The sequence below is a fragment of the Afipia birgiae 34632 genome (assembly GCF_000308295.2).
In the GTDB taxonomy this organism is placed as follows: Bacteria; Pseudomonadota; Alphaproteobacteria; order Rhizobiales; family Xanthobacteraceae; genus Afipia; species Afipia birgiae.
The window spans coordinates 2,561,145-2,582,894 of sequence record NZ_HG326652.1 but is presented as its reverse complement, the minus strand read 5'-3'; the positions used below and the strand labels follow the sequence as shown (position 1 = coordinate 2,582,894).

At 61.4% G+C, this 21,750-nt stretch carries 25 protein-coding genes and 1 riboswitch; of the genes, 4 read left to right on the top strand and 21 right to left on the bottom strand.

What is annotated here, in order from left to right:
* Positions 1–64 precede the first annotated feature (64 nt).
* The 4 genes from BN32_RS12120 to BN32_RS12105 all read right to left on the bottom strand — a co-directional run bounded on the left by BN32_RS12120 (position 65) and on the right by BN32_RS12105 (position 2,400).
* Positions 65–757, bottom strand: coding sequence for a YoaK family protein (locus tag BN32_RS12120; protein WP_019198468.1), 693 nt, complete (start codon positions 755–757; stop codon positions 65–67).
* Positions 758–825: 68 nt separating this feature from the next.
* Positions 826–1,764 (bottom strand): hypothetical protein, encoded by a 939-nt coding sequence (locus BN32_RS12115; protein WP_019198467.1) that lies wholly within the window; start codon positions 1,762–1,764, stop codon positions 826–828.
* Between the two features lie 16 nt (positions 1,765–1,780).
* Complete coding sequence (locus BN32_RS12110; protein ID WP_051488459.1) at positions 1,781–2,008, bottom strand: hypothetical protein; 228 nt, start codon at positions 2,006–2,008, stop codon at positions 1,781–1,783.
* Between the two features lie 137 nt (positions 2,009–2,145).
* The gene (locus BN32_RS12105) at positions 2,146–2,400 is read right to left on the bottom strand and encodes a helix-turn-helix domain-containing protein (protein WP_040425667.1); all 255 of its coding nucleotides are present in this window, start codon (positions 2,398–2,400) and stop codon (positions 2,146–2,148) included.
* 267 nt (positions 2,401–2,667) lie between these two features.
* Between BN32_RS12105 and BN32_RS12100 the strand changes: the two genes are divergently transcribed.
* On the top strand, positions 2,668–2,934 hold the full coding sequence (locus BN32_RS12100; protein WP_019198464.1) for a DUF2277 domain-containing protein: 267 nt from the start codon (positions 2,668–2,670) through the stop codon (positions 2,932–2,934).
* A gap of 77 nt (positions 2,935–3,011) precedes the next feature.
* On the opposite strand, the gene BN32_RS12095 is transcribed toward BN32_RS12100, so the two are convergent.
* The 3 genes from BN32_RS12095 to BN32_RS12085 all read right to left on the bottom strand — a co-directional run bounded on the left by BN32_RS12095 (position 3,012) and on the right by BN32_RS12085 (position 4,436).
* Positions 3,012–3,224, bottom strand: a complete 213-nt coding sequence (locus BN32_RS12095) for a hypothetical protein (RefSeq protein WP_040425666.1) — start codon at positions 3,222–3,224, stop codon at positions 3,012–3,014.
* A 208-nt stretch (positions 3,225–3,432) separates the two neighbouring features.
* Positions 3,433–4,131 (bottom strand): class I SAM-dependent methyltransferase, encoded by a 699-nt coding sequence (locus BN32_RS12090; RefSeq protein ID WP_019198462.1) that lies wholly within the window; start codon positions 4,129–4,131, stop codon positions 3,433–3,435.
* An 89-nt stretch (positions 4,132–4,220) separates the two neighbouring features.
* A complete protein-coding gene (locus BN32_RS12085) occupies positions 4,221–4,436 on the bottom strand; it encodes a tRNA-specific adenosine deaminase (protein ID WP_019198461.1) in 216 nt (71 codons plus the stop codon).
* A 219-nt stretch (positions 4,437–4,655) separates the two neighbouring features.
* Between BN32_RS12085 and BN32_RS12080 the strand changes: the two genes are divergently transcribed.
* On the top strand, positions 4,656–5,093 hold the full coding sequence (locus tag BN32_RS12080; RefSeq protein WP_019198460.1) for a hypothetical protein: 438 nt from the start codon (positions 4,656–4,658) through the stop codon (positions 5,091–5,093).
* Between the two features lie 43 nt (positions 5,094–5,136).
* Here the strand turns inward: BN32_RS12080 and BN32_RS12075 are convergent, their stop codons facing one another.
* The 10 genes from BN32_RS12075 to BN32_RS12040 form a co-directional block, all read right to left on the bottom strand.
* Positions 5,137–5,604 carry a DUF6691 family protein gene (locus BN32_RS12075; RefSeq protein ID WP_019198459.1) on the bottom strand — a complete coding sequence of 156 codons (468 nt, stop codon included), beginning with the start codon at positions 5,602–5,604 and terminating at the stop codon, positions 5,137–5,139.
* A gap of 4 nt (positions 5,605–5,608) precedes the next feature.
* The gene (locus BN32_RS12070) at positions 5,609–6,037 is read right to left on the bottom strand and encodes a YeeE/YedE family protein (RefSeq protein WP_019198458.1); all 429 of its coding nucleotides are present in this window, start codon (positions 6,035–6,037) and stop codon (positions 5,609–5,611) included.
* A 54-nt stretch (positions 6,038–6,091) separates the two neighbouring features.
* Positions 6,092–7,234: a hypothetical protein gene (locus tag BN32_RS26795; protein ID WP_156946971.1), complete on the bottom strand. Its 1,143-nt coding sequence runs from the start codon at positions 7,232–7,234 to the stop codon at positions 6,092–6,094.
* Positions 7,235–7,517: 283 nt separating this feature from the next.
* Positions 7,518–8,036 (bottom strand): hypothetical protein, encoded by a 519-nt coding sequence (locus BN32_RS26790; RefSeq protein WP_152343820.1) that lies wholly within the window; start codon positions 8,034–8,036, stop codon positions 7,518–7,520.
* Positions 8,037–8,281: 245 nt separating this feature from the next.
* A complete protein-coding gene (gene thiC, locus BN32_RS12065) occupies positions 8,282–10,213 on the bottom strand; it encodes a phosphomethylpyrimidine synthase ThiC (protein ID WP_019198456.1) in 1,932 nt (643 codons plus the stop codon).
* Positions 10,214–10,246: 33 nt separating this feature from the next.
* Positions 10,247–10,630, bottom strand: coding sequence for a hypothetical protein (locus BN32_RS12060; RefSeq protein WP_019198455.1), 384 nt, complete (start codon positions 10,628–10,630; stop codon positions 10,247–10,249).
* A gap of 10 nt (positions 10,631–10,640) precedes the next feature.
* The gene (locus tag BN32_RS12055) at positions 10,641–11,249 is read right to left on the bottom strand and encodes a thiamine phosphate synthase (RefSeq protein ID WP_019198454.1); all 609 of its coding nucleotides are present in this window, start codon (positions 11,247–11,249) and stop codon (positions 10,641–10,643) included.
* Positions 11,236–12,030: a thiazole synthase gene (locus tag BN32_RS12050; RefSeq protein ID WP_019198453.1), complete on the bottom strand. Its 795-nt coding sequence runs from the start codon at positions 12,028–12,030 to the stop codon at positions 11,236–11,238. Before BN32_RS12050 ends, BN32_RS12055 begins: the two co-directional genes overlap by 14 nt.
* Before the next feature lie 5 nt (positions 12,031–12,035).
* On the bottom strand, positions 12,036–12,233 hold the full coding sequence (thiS, locus tag BN32_RS12045; protein WP_019198452.1) for a sulfur carrier protein ThiS: 198 nt from the start codon (positions 12,231–12,233) through the stop codon (positions 12,036–12,038).
* Positions 12,224–13,249, bottom strand: coding sequence for an FAD-dependent oxidoreductase (locus tag BN32_RS12040; protein WP_019198451.1), 1,026 nt, complete (start codon positions 13,247–13,249; stop codon positions 12,224–12,226). Before BN32_RS12040 ends, thiS begins: the two co-directional genes overlap by 10 nt.
* A riboswitch (TPP riboswitch) is annotated at positions 13,238–13,347 on the bottom strand. It overlaps the preceding gene by 12 nt.
* A gap of 263 nt (positions 13,348–13,610) precedes the next feature.
* On the opposite strand from BN32_RS12040, the gene BN32_RS12035 reads away from it, so the two are divergent.
* Both BN32_RS12035 and BN32_RS12030 read left to right on the top strand, forming a co-directional pair.
* Entirely contained in the window at positions 13,611–15,086 is a 1,476-nt protein-coding gene (locus BN32_RS12035; protein ID WP_019198450.1) for a hypothetical protein, read from the top strand.
* Complete coding sequence (locus BN32_RS12030) at positions 15,083–16,558, top strand: hypothetical protein (protein ID WP_019198449.1); 1,476 nt, start codon at positions 15,083–15,085, stop codon at positions 16,556–16,558. The genes BN32_RS12035 and BN32_RS12030 overlap by 4 nt, the downstream gene beginning before the upstream one ends.
* A 32-nt stretch (positions 16,559–16,590) precedes the next feature.
* On the opposite strand, the gene BN32_RS12025 is transcribed toward BN32_RS12030, so the two are convergent.
* From BN32_RS12025 to BN32_RS12010, 4 genes are all read right to left on the bottom strand, one after another.
* Positions 16,591–17,082 (bottom strand): transglycosylase SLT domain-containing protein, encoded by a 492-nt coding sequence (locus tag BN32_RS12025; RefSeq protein WP_019198448.1) that lies wholly within the window; start codon positions 17,080–17,082, stop codon positions 16,591–16,593.
* A gap of 220 nt (positions 17,083–17,302) precedes the next feature.
* Positions 17,303–18,856: a DUF4403 family protein gene (locus BN32_RS12020; protein WP_019198447.1), complete on the bottom strand. Its 1,554-nt coding sequence runs from the start codon at positions 18,854–18,856 to the stop codon at positions 17,303–17,305.
* A gap of 85 nt (positions 18,857–18,941) precedes the next feature.
* Positions 18,942–20,498 carry a FecR domain-containing protein gene (locus BN32_RS12015; protein ID WP_244438135.1) on the bottom strand — a complete coding sequence of 519 codons (1,557 nt, stop codon included), beginning with the start codon at positions 20,496–20,498 and terminating at the stop codon, positions 18,942–18,944.
* 205 nt (positions 20,499–20,703) lie between these two features.
* Positions 20,704–21,747 (bottom strand): MBL fold metallo-hydrolase, encoded by a 1,044-nt coding sequence (locus BN32_RS12010; protein ID WP_019198445.1) that lies wholly within the window; start codon positions 21,745–21,747, stop codon positions 20,704–20,706.
* Between the last annotated feature and the right edge of the window lie 3 nt (positions 21,748–21,750).

Below are 21,750 nucleotides of genomic sequence, written 5' to 3'. Positions count from 1 at the left end.
GCGAGGTATGGTGTTCGTCCCGCGCATTGTTGAGGCACGATGCAGCGCAACATCGCAAGCGGGTTTATGCCGCGCGTGTTTCCTCGATCCGGATCACAGAGGCGGCAAGACCGACGGCGACCGAGAGCGCCAGGCACCAGAAGCCGACATAGACATACATCACGGCGGCGACCGCGCAGCCGAATGCGAAGAAGCAGATCGCGAGCGCAAGGTGGCTGAAGCGGGTCCGCACCTGTATGCGCTGTTCGGGCTTGGCGCCGGTGAGGAGATCAACGGCGTCGAGCGTGACCTGCACGGTGGAGCCGGTCATCATGGTGGAGGGCGGCAGGCTGGCCATATGCACGCGCTGAACTGCGTTTTGCATCGCCATCGCGCCGACGCCGGCGAAGCCGGTCAGCAGCGCCATCGGCGTGTTGGCGTCCGGAAACGGACCGAAGCGCACGGCGAGAACAAAGAAGGCAAGCAGCAGCGCGACCTTGACGCCCAGCAGGATCTGCATCGCGGGCAGGCTGTGCGCGCGCAGCGCGATGCCGGCCAGCCGCGCCAGCGCGATCACCAGAATGAATTCGGGGAGCGCGAGAATCTTGCCGACGATCCCATGGCTGCCGTGGACCAGCGCCGCGCCCAGCGTGACGAAATTGCCGGTGACATGCGCGGTGAAAAGACCGGCGAGGCCGAGGAAGCCCGCGGTGTCGACGAAGCCGCCGTTGAACGACAGCAGCGCCGCGACGACATTCGCCTTGCTGATTTTCGTCATGAGTTTGCCCCGGCCCGATGATTCACAGGCTAGAGCGTTTTCCGGTCAGGTGGAATGTGGCTTTGCCGTCAGTCGGCCAGCCCGACCGCTTCGCGCACCGCTTCGACCGGCTGGATCGCGGCCGCCCAGAAATTCCACTCCGGGCCGAACAGGTCGAGCGTGGTGTCCTCGCCGCGCGCCCACGCATAGAAAAACTCTTCCGGCTCGAACGCGCCGGTCGCCGCACCGGCGACATCGTTGAGCGGAATGCCGAGATGCCAGCTCAGGATCACCGGCAGTACGTGGCCTGCCATCGCGTGGCTGCGATGCATGGTCGCCGTCAGTGTCGATGTCAGCAGTTCGCCGCGCGGCGACGTGTCGTAGCCCGCGAGCACATGGGTTGAATCGTGCGGCATCGCGAATTCGAAATTCAGCGCGGTCGGCTCGCCGGGATAGGCGTAGCCGTTGGCCTGATAGAACATCGCGAATGCGTGGCCGAATGTATCCACCGGCAGCCGCTCCAGCGCGTGGAAGCGTGTCGCCAGCGCGGGATCCGGCTGCGCATTGTAAGGCTGCAGCCACGGTCCCATTTCCGCGGTGTCCCATGCGCGGCCCGTCACGCTCTCGAGGTTGGCGTGGATCATGTGAGCCTTGGCTTCTTTCATGTCGCCCAGCGCCAGCCGTGCCAGATCGTTGACGAAGTCGTCGCGGACGCCGAGCTGATCCGCAAGTTTCACCACCGCGCTCAGCTTGGCTTGATCCAGCGTACCGCCCACAAACGCCATGACGGCTGCGAAGCTCACCGCCTGCGCGGCAAGCGCAGGATCGGCAACCAGTTCGGCCTGCCGGTGGGGGCTGAGCGGCGTCAGACCGGCTAATCCGAACTGCGGCTCGAGATGAAAGATGTAACGGGTCGCGGCGGCGATGGTCTCGTGGTCGATCGCGTCCGGGAGTCCCTCGGTCGCTGCAATGCCGAGCATCACGGCGAGCGTGCTGCGGGCCTGATCCAGCGTTGCGGGAATGTGCATGGGTCTTGTTGCGATCCTATCTGAACTGTTTCCGGCAGAGCGGACTGAGCTTCCTGAAGTTCTTCTCCATGCAGGCCTTGATGCGATTCACGTTGGGGACGAACTCGCGGCAGAACTTCATCGCGTCCTGACGGCAGGCGCGGCGCTGGTCCGGTGTGCCTTTAGCGTCGGCGGCGGACGGAGCGGCGGCGAGAAGCGCGATCGCTGTGCAGGCGATACGTGCCGTGGTCATTGGTGGGGTCATGGTGAGGTTCCTTGATATGGAACCGTAACCCGATCATCAATGCCCATCAAACGGTAAACCGCGCCGCGCGGTTTCTGGCTTTATCGTTTGGGCATGATTCTTTCCGAAAGCCGGTCCCCACTTTTCGGGAACATGCCCTAATGATGTGCCGGCACTTCGACGCCCTGTGCAGAATATTGCCGGATCTTGTTGCGCAGTGTGCGGACCGACACGCCGAGCACGCGCGCGGCGCGGGTGCGGTTGCCATCGCAGCGTGCGAGCGTTTGCAGGACAAGTTCGCGCTCGATTTCTCCGACCGTGGCACCGATCAGCAGCGGAACCACCTGGTTCGGCGCCATGGCGGGTGCATCCGGCAATGGCTCCAATGTGGATGGCGATATGTTCTGGCTCATCGAGACCTCCCGACCAACGTCTGCCCCTAGATGCAGACGATTGCGTTACTGATCTCAGCCCCGGAAAAGGGTGGGCCGATATGGTTAACAAAGTCCTAATTCTCCAATAACCCATTCAAGGAACTGGAGAATTGGAACCCGATGGAACCGCAAGGGATTGCTGGATAAATTGGATATTCCCCAGGACCGTGCCTAAAATTTGCGCGTCTCCCGGTCTGGAATTAGGTGAAATGCCTGGCCGTGCAGGCTTCAGGAAGGGAGTGCATCATGTGCCGCAACATCAAGACGCTGTTCAATTTCGAGCCGCCGGCGACCGAGGATGAGATTTACGCTTCGGCGCTGCAGTTCGTGCGCAAGCTATCGGGCTTCAATGCGCCGTCGAAGGCCAACGAAGCAGCGTTCGAACTGGCGGTCGCGGAAGTTTCGGCCAGCGCGCGAAAGTTGCTGACATCGCTGCACACACATGCGCCCGCACGCGACCGCGAGGTCGAAGCGGAAAAGGCGCGGGAGCGAAACAGGGCACGGTTCGGCTGACCACAGCCAACAGGTCCCCCTGAAGCGCCGCGAAGTCGCCACCGTCAGGTTGCCTTGGCGTTGCGAAGCCGCTGGTTTCAGTGCGGCAGCGCGATTGGCACAAAGCGCGGATCGCTCGACGCGGCCCGCCGATCGATTGCAGCCACCCGCATCAGGGCTTCAAGCTTCAATAAAAAGATTTCCGCCAACATTGTCATAATCCATTCTTGACCGTCTGGCAGTTGGGCGCCGAGCGAACGGCGGCGTTCAATGTCTGATTCAAACGTATGCCTGACAGCCGGTGTTCGCAATGATCTTGCCGCCGGCGGACAAGAAGTTAACGGTGCGCTCAAACGTTCGGGCTGGTGCCCTGAATCCGACGTTCGCCCCGGCCCTTGGTTCGCAAGTCCGCAAAAGAGCGCGCTGAAAGGATATTGCGGACTTGCGAACCGCCTGAAACGTGTCGCCGTGTTGCAGTCATATCCTCGGCCGCTGAGGCCGACACGTCGGACCGTGGCATCACGCCGCGCGTTGCGCCAGGAAGCCCCAGTCCCACGGCAGTTGCTTTGAGCCGCGCGGCTTGCGCAGGCCGTCCACCGACCAGGGATAATACACCTTCGCGATGCGGGTGATCTCGAATCCTTTTTCGGACACGGTGGAGATCAACTCCTCGCGCTCGTAGAACTTCTGCCAGACGCCGTCGCGGCTCACGAGCCCGCCCGCCTTGATCTTGTCTGCCGATGCCCCGAGCTTGTTGACCATCAGCTGCGATTCCATCGACGGCACCACGACCAGCGCATGAGCCGACGGCTTGGTCACCGCGGCGAGGGTCGCCCACAGCGCATCCCGTTTGGCTTCGCGCGGCGAGGTGATGACGTTCAGGCAGACGGTGAGGTCGGCGACCGTTCCAAGAACGTCCGCGGACTTGCAGACATCCATCGCCATCCATTTTGCGTTCGTCATCTCCGCACAGCGCTTCTTCGCGCGCGCGACGATGCGCGGCGCAAAGTCGATACCGGTGATCCGCTCGAAGCGATGTCCGAATTTCTTGACGAAGCTGCCGACCCCGCAGCCGAGATCGACCAGCTCGAGATCTTTCCGCGAGCGGCAGGCGGCGGCAACGAAGCGCGGCATCTGGCTGCCGGTTTCATCGGTGACGATGTCGCAGACCATCGTTTCAAACTTGGCTGCGTGAAGATCCCATTCGACTCGATTCACAGAAACCTCCAGTTGGTCATTGTGAAGCCGAATCGATTAAACAACAGAAACGGCCGCGGCGATACGCGCTGCGGTGCCTAATCTGTTGATCAATAGCGTGTCTTGCTCGGCAGGTTCTGGTATTCGACCCAGACCTTCTGCGCATCGCCGCGCATAAGTTGCGCCACGCGAACAGTTCGCTTGGCATATGACTGCTTCATATCCTGATTGATGTTCGAGTCGTCGAACAGGTCGGCGTAATCGCTCCACGATGCCGCGTAGTAGATCTTGTCCACGCGCGCCCAGTACGCGGTCGAGTAGCACATCGGGCAGGGCTCGCAACTGTACTTCAGTTGTGTTGCTGGAGTCTCGCTAACTGCGCTGCGAAATGGTATCAGCGGCGGCTTGCGGGCGGTCGCAAAACGCCTGCCGAAACGGGATGCGAATGCTAGAATCGAACCACCAAACTTGATTCGGTTTTGCCGATCCGTTTTGCAGCATCTGCTGTCCGCACTGCTTACCCTCACCAATCCGGAGACTCCATTATGCGTCTGTCATCTGCCATTCGCGCCGCGCTGATCGCTGTGACGGCCCTTATAGGAGCCGGTCTGTCATCCGCCCATGCCGACAGCGGCACGGTGTCGCTCGTCATCTACAAGGCCGGATGGTTCATCGGCGGCTCGGGCGGCAGCGGTACGCTGAACTTCCGGGGTAGGAGCTACGCGCTCTCCACCGGCGGGATCGACTACGGCCTGGTGTTCGGCGGATCGAAGACCGTGCTGCGCGGCCGCGTCAGCAACATCAACCGGCCGTCGGATGTCGCCGGTGTTTACGGTGCGGCGGGCGCAGGCATCGCGGTCGGCCGCGGCGCGCGCGCGATCGTGCTCACCAACCAGAAGGGCGCAGTGCTCGAACTCTCCGGCCAGCAGACCGGGTTGATGGCGAATGCGGATCTGAGCGGTCTCGCGATTACGATGAAGTAAACCGGGCGCTGCTGTTGGCGGCGTGCGCAAGCGCCGCCGATAGCTAGCCGTCGGTGGATGTTGCGATGGCGGTCTCGCTCAACCCGGGCTTGGCCGCCTTTTGCTTGCTCCACATGTCCTGACCGATCATCCCGGCGGCCATCGCGGCGACGAACACGATTACCGGCAGGCCGAGACCGGCGAGATTGACCAGCGCCGGGCCGGGACAAAGCCCGACCAGACCCCAGCCGATGCCGAACAGCACTGCGCCCGTCACCAGCGGCGCATCGATGTCCTTGCGCGTCGGCCAGAGGCTTTCCGCCGCAAAGACAGGTGCGCCACGCCGTTCTGCCAGCGCGAAGCCCATGCTGGCGACCGCGACGGCGCCGGCCATCACGAACGCCAGTGTCGCGTCCCATGCGCCGAAGATGTCGAGAAAGCCGAGCACTTTCCCCGTCTGCGTCATACCGGAGATCAGGAGGCCAGCGCCGAAAATGAGTCCGCAGGCAAAGCTCACAAGAACGAGCGGCATGATCTCAGCCTCCGATGACGTGACGCGCGATGGCGACGGTGATGATCGCCGCCGCCATGAAGACCGCGGTGGCAACGAGCGAGCGCGCGGACAACCGCGCGGTCCCGCACACGCCGTGACCCGAGGTGCAACCGCCGCCCATCCGGCTGCCGAAGCCGACGAGCAGACCGGCAACGACGATCACGATCAGGCTTGCCGGCATCACGGGCGAGGGCAGTGCCGCGCCGGTGAAAAACGACGCGATCAGCGGCGCTGCAATCAGGCCCGCGACGAAGGCGAGCCGCCAGCCGCGATCGCTCGTCGCGGGCGAAAGAAGTCCGCCGAAGATACCGCTGATCCCGGCGATGCGTCCGGTCAGCAGCATCAGCATGGCCGCGGCGAGCCCGATCAGCGCACCGCCGAGAAGACCGGAGAGGGGGGTGAGGTTATGCATGGGGGGCGGCCTTTGCAATTTCGCCATTGCGAAAAATCATCGCTTCACAATGGGCTAAAATTTGAAAGCAAACTCCGAAAGGGTCGCGGCCTGCTTTATTCGAGGAATATCTAGAAGATTCGTCTTTGTCGCCACGTCAACAAGGTCTAAGTGCCAATACTGATCTTTGCCAATCCCCGTGGAGCGAAGATTGGGCAACTGCGCTCTTACAAAACGTAACGGTAATGCAAAACATGTTCTTGTGTCTGCACACCCGAGAAGAAGAAATCCATCTCTGGATCCTTCCAACCAGCGGTTCCAGATCTCATGGTACCCAAACCAATACTTTCGTTTTCCCTTTCCTTCGTAGCGGCTTGAAAATGTGCAGACTACGCGTAGAGCTCCGGAAGAATCTTCAAAATAGCTCTTCGTGATCTGCTGAAGAGTAGTTCCTTTTCCCTTAGCGAAGGCCGATACAGCTTCTCGTTTTAAGAGTGGCACATTTGAATTTGAGATATTTCTCAAGGCACTGTGTTTTTGAAAAATTAATCCCGCGAATCTGAGATCAAAAAATTTTAGAAGGGAGGCTAGTTGTTCCGTCATGCTGCGCCAATCTTCATCGCGAATTTGGCTTTTGAGTTCTTCCGGAACCAAGACGGACGTTGAATTGCCGTCGGTAATGGCAAGAACTTTAGATGCAAGTTTTCCAAAGTCGAATTTGCGTCGAGTTTTTCGTGATTTGTGCAGCCAATCTCTAATTTTCGGAGAAAGTACGTTTGTATCTAACCAAGCATTGGCGCCTGCTCGCCCCACATTCTCTGCCAATAAGTCGTGGACTGTCTGAACGGCAGCTTCCTGCCCATCTATTTGACACGCCGCTACAACTTGCAAGAGAATATAGGGGCTGTTCTCTATTTCTATTTTTCTTTCATGAAACTGAGATCGTATATCTTCTATCGATCCTGAAAGTGGGCCATTCTTCAAACCAAAGTACCAGAAGGCGGAATCTCCAACTTTCTTATCTACATTAATGTCGATTGCTTTGATTTCGACAGAGCTAAAGAACGGTTCAAACGATTCGATGTAATTCTGCTCGTCGACGATTTGAACAAGAAGATGGTTCGATTGCTCCGGGTCAATAAAAACGGGCACACAAAATCCGTCGCTTTGTCCTGTGGGGCTGATGACCCCATAAAGTTGTGCTGCTTTTGTGGTCACTTTTTCAAGATGCCTTGCTTAATATAAAAATGGCGAACGACGTCGCTAAGGCGAGGTATCTGGCTTGCGGGAGTTAAGTTTGCTCCATCGGTGTACGGGAGGATGTGGACATCTAGAGAATGCAACTTGGCTTTAATAGCCTTGTCTTTCAAAAATGAGCTCGGTACGACGATGCCTAGTAGATTGCCGCTCAGTTTGATGAACTTGTCGAATACTATCTCAACAGTAGTCGATCTGTCGTCTCGATCGTTCTTTCCTCGATATGTTACCAGCTCTTTGTAGCTCAGAGCTTCGAATTCATTGCTGTTGATTTACATTCCGGTGACGGAATCTGATCGTAGTAGCTTTTGTTGTCGCCGAAGAAAAATGCGACAAGCTTGCCGATCCTTTTATAAGATGGCTCCAGGCCGAAATCTGTCACCGACATTCGATGATGGGTAACGTCTAAATATCGCTCACCTTTGAAGCCGCCAGAATCGAAAGGAAAAGCCGCGATGGCCTCTTCAGAAACCGACGGTTTGAAAATAAAGATGATTGGCGCGTAGGCAGCTAAGCTGTTAGCTTGGGTTTCCCCATTCTTGCGGTATGCTGGTCGGCCATAGAAATGATATGAAAGATCGTGGTCAAGGACGGGGCAAAAGCGGGGCTTAATTTCTTGATCATCAATGATGTCGCGAAGGTCGAATGCGTCCGTCGTGTGCGTGAGCGGTAGGGGCTTTTCTGAAGACGTCGCTTTGCTTTCTATGAAACGCTCAAAATGAGTTCTTCCCGCCGCAATTATCTTATGGCGTGCCTTCATCATTTTCTTCTCTCGCTGGATTGAGCCGTCCCGTCTGCATGATCTTCACGGCGTTTCGGGCTTAATACAAGCGATTCTCCGTCGCTTCCCCCGCGTCCTTCCAGCACATCTGATTAGCGGGGCGGATAGGTTCGCTCCAGATCGGTCAGCGGCGGTGAGTTTCGCCGCGAAGGCTGCGCCCGACAAAGCAACGGCGCTGAGAACCCCCAGCGCCGTTGCGATCTTGAGCATGGGTGGCGTCGAGCGCCTCACAACACCTTATTACTTTCCTTCACGGCTTCCGCCTCGACATAGACCTGTCCGCCCATCTTGACGAACTTTTCGCTCATCTGGGCCATGCCGTCCTCGATCACGCCCGAGATCGTCATGCCGACGCCGGGCAACTTGCCGTCGAGATTGAGCGCGGCCTTTTCGTTGTCGCCAAGCGTTGCCGCGTAGTCGCGCACGTCCTGCGTGATTTTCATCGAGCAGAACTTCGGTCCGCACATCGAGCAGAAATGCGCGACCTTGTGCGCTTCCTTCGGCAGCGTCTCGTCGTGATAGCTGCGCGCGGTGTCCGGATCGAGGCCGAGGTTGAACTGGTCCTCCCAGCGGAAGTCGAAGCGTGCGCGTGACAGCGCGTCATCGCGAATCTGCGCCGCCGGATGGCCCTTGGCGAGATCGGAGGCATGCGCCGCGATCTTGTAGGTGATGACGCCGACCTTGACGTCGTCGCGGTTGGGCAGGCCGAGATGCTCCTTCGGCGTCACGTAACAAAGCATTGCGCAGCCGAACCAGCCGATCATCGCCGCACCGATGCCCGAGGTGATGTGATCGTAGCCCGGCGCGATGTCGGTGGTCAGCGGCCCAAGCGTGTAGAACGGCGCTTCGCCGCACTCCTTGAGCTGCTTGTCCATGTTGATCTTGATCTTGTGCATCGGCACATGACCGGGGCCTTCGATCATCACCTGACAGCCCTTCGCCCACGCGATCTTGGTGAGCTCGCCCAGCGTCTCGAGTTCGGCGAACTGCGCGCGGTCGTTGGCGTCCGCGATCGAGCCGGGACGCAGGCCGTCGCCCAGCGAGAACGACACGTCATACTTTCGCATGAGGTCGCAGATTTCCTCGAAGTGCGTATAGAGGAAGCTCTCCTTGTGATGCGCGAGGCACCACTTCGCCATGATCGAGCCGCCGCGCGAGACAATGCCGGTGACGCGGTTGGCGGTGAGGTGGATATAGGGCAGGCGGACGCCGGCATGAATGGTGAAGTAATCCACGCCCTGTTCGCACTGCTCGATCAGCGTGTCCTTGTACAGTTCCCATGTCAGCTTGACCGGATCGCCGTCGCACTTTTCCAGCGCCTGATAGATCGGCACGGTGCCGATCGGGATCGGCGCGTTGCGCAGAATCCATTCGCGGGTAGTGTGGATGTTGCGGCCTGTCGAGAGGTCCATCACGGTGTCCGCGCCCCAGCGGATCGCCCACACCATTTTGTCGACTTCTTCCTCGACCGATGACGTCACAGCGGAGTTGCCGATATTGGCGTTGATCTTGGTCAGGAAGTTGCGGCCGATGATCATCGGCTCCAGTTCGGCGTGGTTGATGTTGCAGGGGATGATCGCGCGGCCCCGCGCAATCTCACTGCGCACGAATTCCGGCGTGATGAACGCGGGCACTTCTGCGCCGAAGCTTTCGCCGTCCGCAAGCGCGGCTTCCGCACGCTCCAGTTTCTGCTTGCGCCCGAGATTCTCGCGGTTGGCGACGTAGATCATTTCCTTGGTGATGATGCCCTTGCGCGCAAACTCAAGCTGGGTGATCGGCGCATCGCCGACGCCGCGGATCGGCTTGTGGTGCGCCTTGAAGGCGGCTGCGGCGTGCTTCGCGCCGACATTGCCGTTGTCTTCCGGCTTGATGTCGCGCCCTTCATATTCCTCGACGCCGCCGCGCTCCTTGACCCATTCGATGCGCGCGCGAGAAAGACCGGCATTAACGTCGATAATGACGTTCGGATCGGTGTAGGGACCGGAGGTGTCATACACCTGCAGGTTCGGCTCGCCCGCGCCTTCGGACAGGATGATCTCGCGCAGGGGGACGCGGAGGTCCGTCGCCTCGTCCGGCGTGACATAGATCTTGCGCGACGACGTCAGGCCACCGGTGGTGACGGCTGCCTTCAGGTCGGCTGTTGCGATTGGCTTGTTCATGGTGCGTCTCCCGTTTGGGTCAGTTTGGTTGTTTCAGCGGTATCCGAAAAAGCAAAATATCAATCCGATCGCGACCCAGATCGCGCCTGCGGCAGCAGGCATGTAGGATTGATTCATCATGGCGCGGCCGCGCTGCACGACGAACTGTGGCGCAATCAGGCGGATTGCTCCGCCGATGGCAGTGAGCCAGCCGAACAGCGTGATCAGTCCGCGCCAATCCGCGGTCCAGACATTATGTGTGACAACGATCGCGACGCCCGCGAGCATGGTGAGAAGACCGCTGATGAACATCAGGGCGCGGTTCGCCATGAATTCGTCGGCCATGTCGCGGAACGCGCGGCCATTGATCAACACCGCGATTCCGACCGCGAGCATCACCGGCCCGATCAGTCTTGCGATGAGAATCGACGTGTTCATCGCCGCTTTCCTAGACTGCTTCTGAATAATCGGTGAGCCAGGCGCGCACGCGTGCGTCCGGATCGGCGTTCTGGGTCACGTCGCTGACGACGGCGACGGAATTCGCGCCGGCGGCGAAAATCATTTCGGCCTGTTCGAGCTTGATGCCCCCGATTGCGACCAGCGGAATCTCGCCGATCAAAAGCTTCCAGGCGGTGATGCGCTCGATGCCCTGCGGCGCGAAACGCATCTTCTTCAGCGTCGTCTCATAGATCGGGCCGAGCGCGATGTAGTCCGGCTTGTAAGCCAGCGCGTTGTCGAGCTCGGTCTCGTCGTGGGTGGACAGGCCGAGCGTCAATCCCGCGCGGCGGATCGCGTGAACGTCGGCGGTGTCGAGGTCTTCCTGGCCGAGATGCAGATGCTGCGCGCCGGCCTCGATGGCCGCGCGCCAATAGTCATTCACCACGAGCTTGGTCGGGGTGCCCTTGGTGACGGCGAGCGCTTCGCGGACGATGGCGAGCGCAGCCACATCGTCGAGATCCTTGGCGCGCAGTTGCACGGTGCCGACGCCAAGCTTCGTCAGTCGCGCAACCCACGCGACGCTGTCGACCACGGGATAGAAACGATCAGGATACGGCATGCCAGAACGGTGTCCCTACGACAGGGGTTGAAGGAGAAGCGAAATCGCGTGCGCCCATCAGACCGGCTTCATAGCCGGCGCGGCCGGCTTCAGCGGCGAGACGGAACGCATTGCCCATCGCGACCGGATCGTCGGCCTTGGCGATGGCGGTGTTGAGCAGCACGGCATCAAAGCCGAGTTCAAAGGCTTCGGTGGCGTGCGACGGCGCGCCGATCCCGGCATCGACAACCAGCGTAATGTCGGGGAGGCGGGCGCGCAGCAGCTTCAGCGCGTCGCGGTTGGTGATCCCACGCGCGCTGCCGATGGGCGATGCCCATGGCATCACCACTTTGCATCCGGCATCGACCAGCCGTGAGGCGACGCTGAGATCCTCGGTGCAATAAGGAAACACCTCGAAGCCGTCCTTGATCAGGATTTGCGCAGCTTCAACGAGGCCCACCACGTCGGGCTGCAGCGTCTCGTCGTCGGCGATGACTTCCAGCTTGATCCACGGCGTATTGAACAGTTCGCGCGCAAGCTTTGCGGTGGTCACGGCCTCGCGCACGCTCTTGCAGCCCGCGGTGTTCGGCAGCACGGTCACTTTCAGCTCACGGATCAGCGACCAGAACTGGTCGCCAGTCTTGCCGCCAGCGGTCTCGCGGCGCACCGACACAGTGACGATCTCGCTCGCCGCGGCGCGGATCGCGTCCTGCATGATCTTCGGCGATGGATACAACGCGCTACCGATCAGGAGGCGTGAGGAGAATTCCTTGCCGTAGAAGTTGACTGTCTTCGCAGCCATAACTGTTACCCTCCCTGCCGGGGCGTGAGGATTTCCACTGCGTCATTGTCATTCAGCGGCGTTTCAGCCCAGCGCGCACGCGGCACCACGTCGTAGTTTACCGCGACGGCCAGATGCGTGCCTTCGTAGTCGAGTTCGGCCAGCAGCGCATCGACGCGCGTGGCTTTGGTCTCGACGCGTTCGCCGTTGACGATCAGGAACATTGCATCACCTCGTTGTCGATGGCGCCGCGCTCGACATAGGTCAGCGTCAGCTCTGCAAGGGCTGGCGCCAGCAGGAAGCCGTGGCGATAGAGCCCGTTGACGGAGATGCGCGTGGCCTCAACGGCGATGCGCGGCAGGTTGTCGGGAAATGCGGGGCGCAGGCCCGCGCCGAATTCGAGAATGCGGGCCTCGCCGAACGCCGGATGCACCGCGTAGGCGGCGCTGAGCAGTTCGAGCGCGGAGCGCACGCTGACGCCAGTGTCCTCGCTCTCGATCGAGGTGGCGCCGAGCATGAAGCGGTTGCCGTCGCGCGGGATCACGTAGAGCGTCCAGCGGGGATGGAGGAAGCGGACCGGACGCGACAGCTGCACGTCGGGCGTCTCGATCACGATCATCTCGCCCTTGACGCCGCGCAGATCGGGATGCCGGTTCCGTGCACCGAGACCCCGGCAGTCGATCACGATGCCGTTCTCGCCGGCGAGATCGTCGGGCTCGCAGTCGCTGCCGAATTTGATCGTGCCGCCGGCGGCGGTGAGCTTGGCATGGAGCTGGGGCAACACGCTGCGCGGCTCGACATGGCCTTCGCCCGGAAAGAACAGCGCTTCACGGAAACGTCCGTCGAGGGAGGGTTCGAGTTCGGCGATGCCATCGGCATCGAGGCGGCTGTGGTCGGTCGTCAGCCTGGCGAAGCGGTCGAAATCGGCGCGGTCGCGCGGATGCGCCACCACCAGAGAACCGTTGAACGGCGTCTCCGGGACATGCTCGCGCCACAGGTCGAGCGAGCGGATGCCGAGCCGCGTGATGACGGGCTCGGAGCCTTCGCGCTCGCACCACGGCGCCAGCATGCCGCCGGCCCAGTGGCTGGTCGCCTGCATCATGGCTGCGTCGCCGCGCTCGTGAACCGTGACGTCGTAACCTGCGCGCGCGAACAGCAATGCCTGCCATGAGCCGGCAATGCCCGCGCCAACAATGTTGATGGAAGATTCTCCTCGCGGAGATTTGGCTTTCTGTAGCATCCCTGTCCCTTCGCCGGCATGACCCGGATCAGGTTCAAAGGGTCACCGCGCATTCTGCGGTATCTCAGCTCCACGCCGGAGCCCCCCTCGGAACAAACATACGATAGACCCGATGCCCCCGGGTTTCAATGGCCGGACCTGCGATGTGGCATGGCTTTTCCGCATCGTGGAAACGCGTTTTCGCATCTCGCATCGCAAATTAGCGCAGGGCGAGGTGCGGGTAAGGGTTCGTTGACCTTGCCGCGATGCGATTGACGCCATTTCGCGCTGGTTTCCGGCGAGAGCTTGGCAGCCGAGTTTACCCGGAATTATGCCGCCGGTGGTTAGGTCGGGAACTCGTTTCCACGATTCAGGTCTGACCATGAGCATCGCCGGCGTCAACGGCATCGGACAGCAGCCGGGTGCGGCCGAGAAGGTTCTCGGCCAGATTCCGGCATGGCTGTGGGTCGGCGCAGGGCTCTTCCTGTTGTTCGTGATCGGTGGCAACCGGGCGCTGCAGGACGCCGACACCTACTGGCAGATCGTGGTCGGACAATGGATTATCGATCATCGTGCGTTGCCGACGGTCGATGTGTATTCGTTCACCAAGGCCGGTGCGCCTTGGATCGCGTCGTCGTGGCTGACGCAGGTGCTGTGGGCCGGACCCGTGATTCTCGCGGGGCTCGGAACAGCGGCGGCGTTCGCGCTGCTGACCCATGTCCTGTGCAAGCGCTTTGCGGCGACGCATGCGGTCATCGTCACGATGGCGGCGACGGTATTGTCCGCGCATCATTTTCTCGCGCGTCCGCATCTTCTGGCGCTGTCGGTCATGGTGGCGTGGGTTGCCGGCCTGGTAAACGCAAGCGACGAGCGCAGGGCGCCGTCGCTCTGGCTGCTGCCGCTCATTGCGCTGTGGACCAATCTGCACGGCGGTTTCGTGCTGGGGCTGGCGCTGATTGCGCCGTTCGCGCTGGACGCTGTGTGGAATGCGAATGCGCCGCAGCGAGTGTTGCTGACGCTGCGCTGGGCGGCGTTCGGTCTGTGTGCCGTCGTTGCAAGCCGGATTACGCCCTATGGATGGAATTCGCTGCTCGCCGCGCGCAGGATTCTCGATCTCGGCAATGCGATGGCGCAGATCCCCGAATGGCAGCCGGCGGATTTCAGCAGCATCGGCCCGTTCGAAATCTGTCTGCTTGCGGCGCTCGGATTGGTGCTCTGGCGCGGCATCGTGCTGTCGCCACCGCGAATCCTGCTGGTGCTCGGCCTGTTGCACATGGCGCTGTCGCACAATCGCAACATCGAAGTGTTCGCGCTGTTGACGCCGCTGGTGCTGGCAAAGCCGCTGTCCGCGCGGTTTGGCCGGACCGGCGGTGCACGCAAGTCGCACGGTGTCGTGGGCATCGTTGCCGTTATCCTCGCGGCGTCGGCGGCGACCGCGGCTTTCGCTTCCCTTTATGCGTTTACGCCGATGGTCAGAGAGACCCCCGCTGCGGCGGTCGATGTGCTCAAGGCCCGCAAGGCGGAGCGGATTCTGCACAATGCGCGCTTCGGCGGCTATCTCATCACACAGGGCATTCCGGTGTTCTTTGATGGCCGCGACGAACTATACGGCGACGATTTTCTGGTCAGGACATTTGATGCGCTGGCGCTCAAGAATGTCGACTCATTCCTCGGCCGGCTCGAAACCCACAGGATCGACGCTACGCTGCTGACGCCGGATACGCCGGCAGCCGGGCTGCTCGATCGTCTCGTCGGCTGGCAGCGCATCTACGCCGACGAGGTGGCCGTCGTCCACATCCGCAAGCCGGGCGGCGCTGCCGATTCCAGACTCAAGCCCGCCGAAGGTGCGCGGCAATGAGCGTACAGACCATCGATGCCGCGCGAATGCAGCGGCAGATGCTGCCATGCGTGCTCGGCGTGTGCCTCTTCGCCGGACTGCTTGTGCTGGGCAATCGGCTGCTGGCCGATCCCGACACATACTGGCAGATCAAGATCGGCCAGTGGATTCTCGATACCGGATCGCTGCCGCGGACCGATACATTTTCTTTCACGATGTCCGGTCAGCGGTGGATTTCGACGCAGTGGCTGGCGCAGGTTTGTTTCGCGGCGGCTTTCTCGCTTGCAGGATGGGCCGGGCCCGTCATCCTGACGGCCGCGTCAATCGCCGCGGCATTCGCAATCCTCGCGTGGTTTCTCGGACGGCGACTCGATACGCCGGCCGTGCTTGTCCTGCTGATGGCGGCATTGGCGATCGCATCGCCGCATTTCCTGGTCCGGCCCCATGCGCTTGCGATGCCGGTGATGGTAGCCTGGATCGCCGGGCTGATCGCGGCAGCCGATCGCAGTGAAGCGCCGTCGTTCTGGCTGCTGCCGCTTACCGCGCTTTGGGCGAATCTTCACGGCAGCTTCATTCTTGGCCTTGTGCTGATCGGACCGATTGCGCTGGATGCCGTCCTGAAGGTGGAAGCGCCCGCGCGGGTTAGGCTACTGCTGCACTGGTTTCTGTTCGGGCTCGCCGCGCTGGCCGCGAGCTGCATGACGCCGTACGGCTTCGACGCGGTGCTTGCTGCCCGCAACATTCTGAACCTTGGCGCGGCGCTGCCACTCATCACCGAATGGCGGCCAATGGATTTCTCCCGCCTCGGGGCTTTCGAGGTGTGTCTGCTGCTGGGTCTGGGTGCGGCGCTGCTCAAGGGAATAACGCTACCGCTAATGCGCGTTGTGCTCGTTCTCGGGTTGATTCACATGGCGCTTGCGCATGTACGCAACGCGACGGTGCTGGCGTTGCTGTTGCCGATCGTGCTGGCCGCGCCGCTTGCGGCGCATTTGGGGCATCCGCAGGCGCCGTCGCAGAACAGCGCGCGCTCACGCGCAATGGCCGCCTTGGCGACAGGTGTGTTCGTCATCGTCATCACTCTCGTCGCGCTTGCGATGGGCCGATACGCGCCGGCATCCGGTATTGCGCCGGCGGTGGCCGCATTGAAGGAGCGCGGCGTGTCGCGTGTGCTGAACGATTACGACTATGGAGGTTATCTGATCTGGGCCGGGATTCCGGTCGCGATCGACGGGCGAACCGAACTGTATGGCGAGCGCTTCATGGTAGAGCTTGATCGCGCCATGACCCTGAAGAGCCCGGATGCGCTGTTCGATATGCTCAAGTCACATCGCATCGACGCCACGCTGTTGCGGCGGTCGACGCCGGCCGCGCAGTTGCTCGATCATGTCGATGGCTGGAAGAAGATTTTTGCCGACGACGACGTCGTGGCGCATGTGCGCGATCCGTCAGCTCGGCATTCGGCCGGGCCAGAAATAAAGCCGGCTTCAAATTGAAGCCGGCTTCGGTCTCGCATCAGTGATGTTCGTTAGTGACGGTAGCGCCGATGCCTGCGCGGAATTTCCTGCGCATTCGCATCGAACAGCATGATCGACGGCTCAGCCTGCGCCTGAATCTGCTGCCGCGGCAGCAATCCCTGACGCTTCGCCGCGTAGTAATAGCCACCGGCATAATAGGCGACCGCGCGGTTCTGGTCGCCGCCCGCGGCGCGATAAGCGCCTGCGAGATATTTCACGGCGTAGGTCAAATTGGTGTCGGGATCAAGAAGGCCCTGCGCGGTGCCGGTGTAGCCGACGCCGCGCGCGGTCGCGAGCTTGATCTGCATCATGCCGTAATTGCCCTTGCTGACGGCGCGCGGATTGTAGCGGCTTTCGCGTACGATCACGCGATGCACGAGTTCCGCAGGAACGCCGTTCGCAGCCGCGTGGCTCGCAACCAGGGCCTCGTAGTTGGCGCGTTGCGCGCTGGCGGGATGAATCAGCATCATCGCCGCTGCCGCGGCGAGCAAAATTTGTTTCATGATGTCTGTCCTCGGCGAAATGGAAAAAGAATTCAGCGTGGAACGCAATGCCAACGCGACGAATGGCCCGGCTCAACGGCAACAGGCACGAAGGTTCCAATGCGGAATAAATGTGGAGAGAAAGTGTCACAAGACCCGGCGAGGGAACTCGCCGGAATTAATGCACTGATATGAGTAGCTTGGAGCTATGCGAACGCGCGGACGAGCTATGCGCGAACGTTCACTGCAAATTCGGCAGCGATGTCACCGCGACGCTGATCGAACCTTCCGCCTCGGCGATGATCCGCAGCGTATTTGAATCGAAGGCGATGCTGCCGAGCCGCACGCTCGACACCGACGCCTCGACACGAATGCCTTCATCGTTCTTGCGCATGTCCGACACGATCGCCGAAATCTTCTGCTGCGCGTTGGCCGCGAAAGTTTTCAGGTCGATGGTGGCGCGTTGCTCCAGCGCGCTCTGAAGATAGGGGATCGCGGGACGCGCCGCGGCGCCAAGCAACCCGAATGCCGAGTCGGATTCCACCGCGAGTTCGAGATCGGTCAGCCGCAGGATCTGTTGTGCCCGATCCATCACCGGGCGGCCCCAGATATGAATCGTGGCTTCGCCGCCGAGACCAAGAAAGCTCTTTTTCTCCTTGGCGTTGACGAGCAGGGAAATCAGCAGCCGCTGACCGGCGGCGGCGACGCTTGCGCTTTTGACCGTGACATCGACCGAGCCGCTGCCGTCTTCCGGAAACTTGCGGCCTTTCAGTTGCGTTTCGACGATCTTGTTTACTTCGGTAAAAGGCAGATCGATCGGCACACCGATGCTGATGCGGCCGCGATCCGGTGGCGGAACGATGTCGAGATTTGCCGGGAAGGGGCAATCCGGCTTGGTTTCCGTGGGCAGCACACGCGTCTCTGCCTGCAAGCCGAGCATGAAGTTCACCGAGTTGGGATCGATGCGAGGCTGCGCAGCCATTGCCCGCACCGGCCGCATCTCCAGCCACAGCGTCGGCATTCCCTTTGCCGCCGGCGGAAGCGGGATCGAACGGCAGAGTTTTGCCCACTCGCGCCGCGCGTTCTGCTCAAGCGAGCGGTCGTTGCGCAGCTGCGCCTGCAACAGCGCTATCTGTTCGTTGACGGTCTTGTCGATCAGCGGCTTGACCTGTGCCGGCACCGCGACCTTGGCGCCTGCAATCGTGAGGCTGCTGTCGCCGAGCGTGACCTGCGCCGCCAGTTTCGGATCGATGCGCCATTCCCTCAAGACTTCAGGCCGCGATGTGATCGCGACGTTGCCGTGGATCGCGGCGCTGGCGTTGAGTTGCTTGATCGACACGCTGCCGAGTTGCTTCACCGCGTTGTCGCCGAGCACATTTCCCAGCACATTGCCAAGTGCAGTGCCGCTCGCCGCCGACAGCGAGCCGAGCACAGTCAGCTTGCCGTCGAGCGGCGTCGATAGCGACAGCGCGTTCTGTACGCCCGATGCGGCGATCGGGCCGCGTGTCACGGTCCAGCTGATATCGGCGTTCTGAAGAATCTGGCTGATGGGATTTTCGGCCTTGCCGCCGATGTTGCGCGGCGCGGCGCGGTCGAGCCCGTCGCGCAGCGCAGCGATCGACACGGAGATCGGCGTCAGGATTTCAGAATTGCGCGCCATCGGCAGCAGCGGCGGCAGTTTTGCCAGCACCGGCTTCTCGACAGTCGCCGGCCAGAACCGGTTCATCGCATAAAGGCTGAGGGCGAACGATGCGGCAAGCACCGCCAGTCCAAGCAGAATGAATTTCAGGCGCATAACGACTCCGGCCGCATCATAATCGTGATGCTACAGCCCGCGTCCGATACACGCCACCCCGCGCGTCAGAGTAGCCCGGATCGACTTACCGCAGATCTCTCGGAAGCAGCTTGTCCTTCGGGACTTGCGGCAACTTTTTCTGCACTGCCGGAACGCCCGGCTGTCCTGGGCGCGGCACTGCTGACGGCATGCGCTGAGCCGGCGCTTGCGGAATGCCGAGCCGGCTGGGCACACCGAGCCGGTTGAGGATGCCAGCCGGACCTTGCATCGCCGGTGCACTTGGCACAGCCGCCGGCCGTTGCAATCCACCCGGCATGCCGGGCTGCCGCGCGATGGCCGGTGGGTTCGCCACACCCGGCTGATTCGGCAGAGGCGGTCGCGAACCGATCTGACCGGGAGCACCGGGTGTGCGCTGGAATCCGCCAGGCTGCGGCGTGCCGGGCGTTCTTTGAAGACCGGGCTGATTTGGCACCCCGGGCTGTCGCTGCAAATCGGGCTGCAAATTGCCGCGCTGTCCCGGCGGATTTTGCAGGCCCGGTCGTGCCGGCTGGCCGGGTTGATTCAGGCCGGGGCGATTGGGTTGTCCCGGTTGGTTGGGTTGACCCGGACGATTCAATCCCGGTTGCTGCCGCTGACCGGGCTGGTTCAATCCCGGTTGTTGCCGTTGTCCGGGCTGGTTCAGTCCAGGCTGCCGTTGTTGTCCGGGTTGGTTCACTCCGGGCCGCTGCTGGCCGCCTTGATTGAAGCCTGGCCGTCCGAAGGCCGGCGGACGATTCGGATTCTGCATGCGGAAATCGCGCTGCTGCATCACGACGCGCCGTCCAATGTCCTGCATGTTGTGAACGCGCTGTATGAATCCGCGATCGCGCGCGATCATTTGCGCAGACATCACCATCGGCATCGCGGACATCCGCATGCCGAAGCCGGGCACCATCGTGCCGCGCACGGTGAATCCGCTTGCAGCCTGCGTCAGCATACCGAGCGGCGCGCCGTCGCGCGCCTTGAGTTCGATGCGGCCGACCCTGCCGTCGGCATCGGGGTAGAGCTTGACGCCGACATTGGTTGCATTGGCGGCTGCCGCGCCTTCAGGCACTTCAACGACGCCGGTGGTGCCGCGAATGCCGAGCGTCGCGGTCGGTGTTTCGATTTTCATGTCGCCGGTCTTGGCAACGGCAGCAGCGACGAACGCCATGGTGCCGCACGTGACGTTGATCAGCGCGGCGTTGTCCTTAGTGCCTTCCTGATAGATGAAATTATCCACGACGATACGCGAACTTGCGGAGAGATTGAGCGTGGTGTCGTCGCTGAATGTCACGCCGAGCGTCGAGCTCTTGCCGGTCTGAAGAATGTCACCCTTAAAGATATCGTCTTGCAGCTTCAGTGGACCGGTCATGCCGTTGCGCGTGACCGTTGCGGTGCCTTTCAGGATGGCGACGTTGCCGGCGGGCTCATCGGTCGCCTGCTGCGATGTATCGGCTGCCGGTTGATCGGCCGGTGCGGGCGGACTGGTTTGCGGTGCAGGTGCAGGTGTCACAGATTGGGCGGGCGCCGCCTGAGCGAGCCGGACGGTTTGTGCGGCATGCGCGGGCGCTGAGGCGAGGCCGCCGTATAAGATCGACGCAACGAGCAGGGCAGAACGCATCAAAATATTCACCTGCTCAAGGACCAATCGGGAAAGCCGGGCAATATGATTACTTTTTGACAGTCCTCGCAGGGCGATGCAACGCCGGGCACCCCGTTGGAGCAGGCTTTCCGTTGCAATTATGGGGCGGAATAGGTTGGCGCTTCCCCGCATGCGTGCGTCTTGTGTGTACGCAGGAGTGCGAAAGGTTCAAAAGCTGGTGTGGTCAGCCATCGCGCGCGATACGGCCGCCGGCGACGCGCCAGGCTTCGATCCCGCCCTGGATATGGCGGGCGCCGGCGAGTCCGGCCTCCTGCGCAGCCTGCACCGCCATCGCAGAACGTTCGCCGAACGCGCAATAGAACAGCAGCTGATTGCTGGTTGTCGTGCCGAGCTGGTGAAGGACACCGCCGGGCTTCACGTTATCTTCGAGTGCGGGATAGGGCGCGTGCAGCGAGCCCGGAATGACGCCGTGCTTTTCGCGTTCACGGCGCTCGCGCAAATCGATCAACACAACGTCCGGCCGTCCGACGATGTCCTTGGCTTGCACTGCAGTTACCGCCCAGCCGCGCCGCGCAACTTCGTCCTGCGCCAGACCCATATGAAGGTTCGCCGGAACGGCCACGTCCATCATCTTCGGATTCGGCAAGTGAAGACTGTTCATGAGATCGACGTATTGATCGACCGACTTGACCTGTAGGCGCGGATTGCAGGCTTTCTCTTCGCCGATGGTGGAGACGGTGTCTCCCTTGTAGTCGTGCGCCGGAAAAATCAGCGTCTGGTCGGGCAGCTTCAACAGGCGGCCAAAAATCGACTCGTACTGCGCGCGCGGATCGCCGTTCTGGAAATCGGTCCGGCCGGTACCGCGAATGAGCAGCGTGTCGCCGGTGAACACCCGGTCGGGCAGGATGAAGCTGTAGGAATCGTCGGTGTGGCCGGGCGTGTAGAGCACATCGAGGCTGAGGCCTTCGATGTCGATCTTGTCGCCGTCGGATACACGCATCGACACGACGTCCACGCCGCTCTGCTCGCCCATCACGGTGATGCAATGGGTCTTGTCGCGCAGTGCGCCGAGCCCCGTGATGTGATCGGCATGGATATGCGTATCGACCGCCTTGATCAGCTTGAGATCAAGGTCCTGCAAAAGCTGGATATAGCGATCGACCTTCTCCAGTACGGGATCAATGATCAACGCCTCGCCGCCGCGCCGGCTTGCAAGGAGATAGGTGTAAGTGCTGGAAACGCTGTCGAAGAGCTGACGGAAAATCATGAA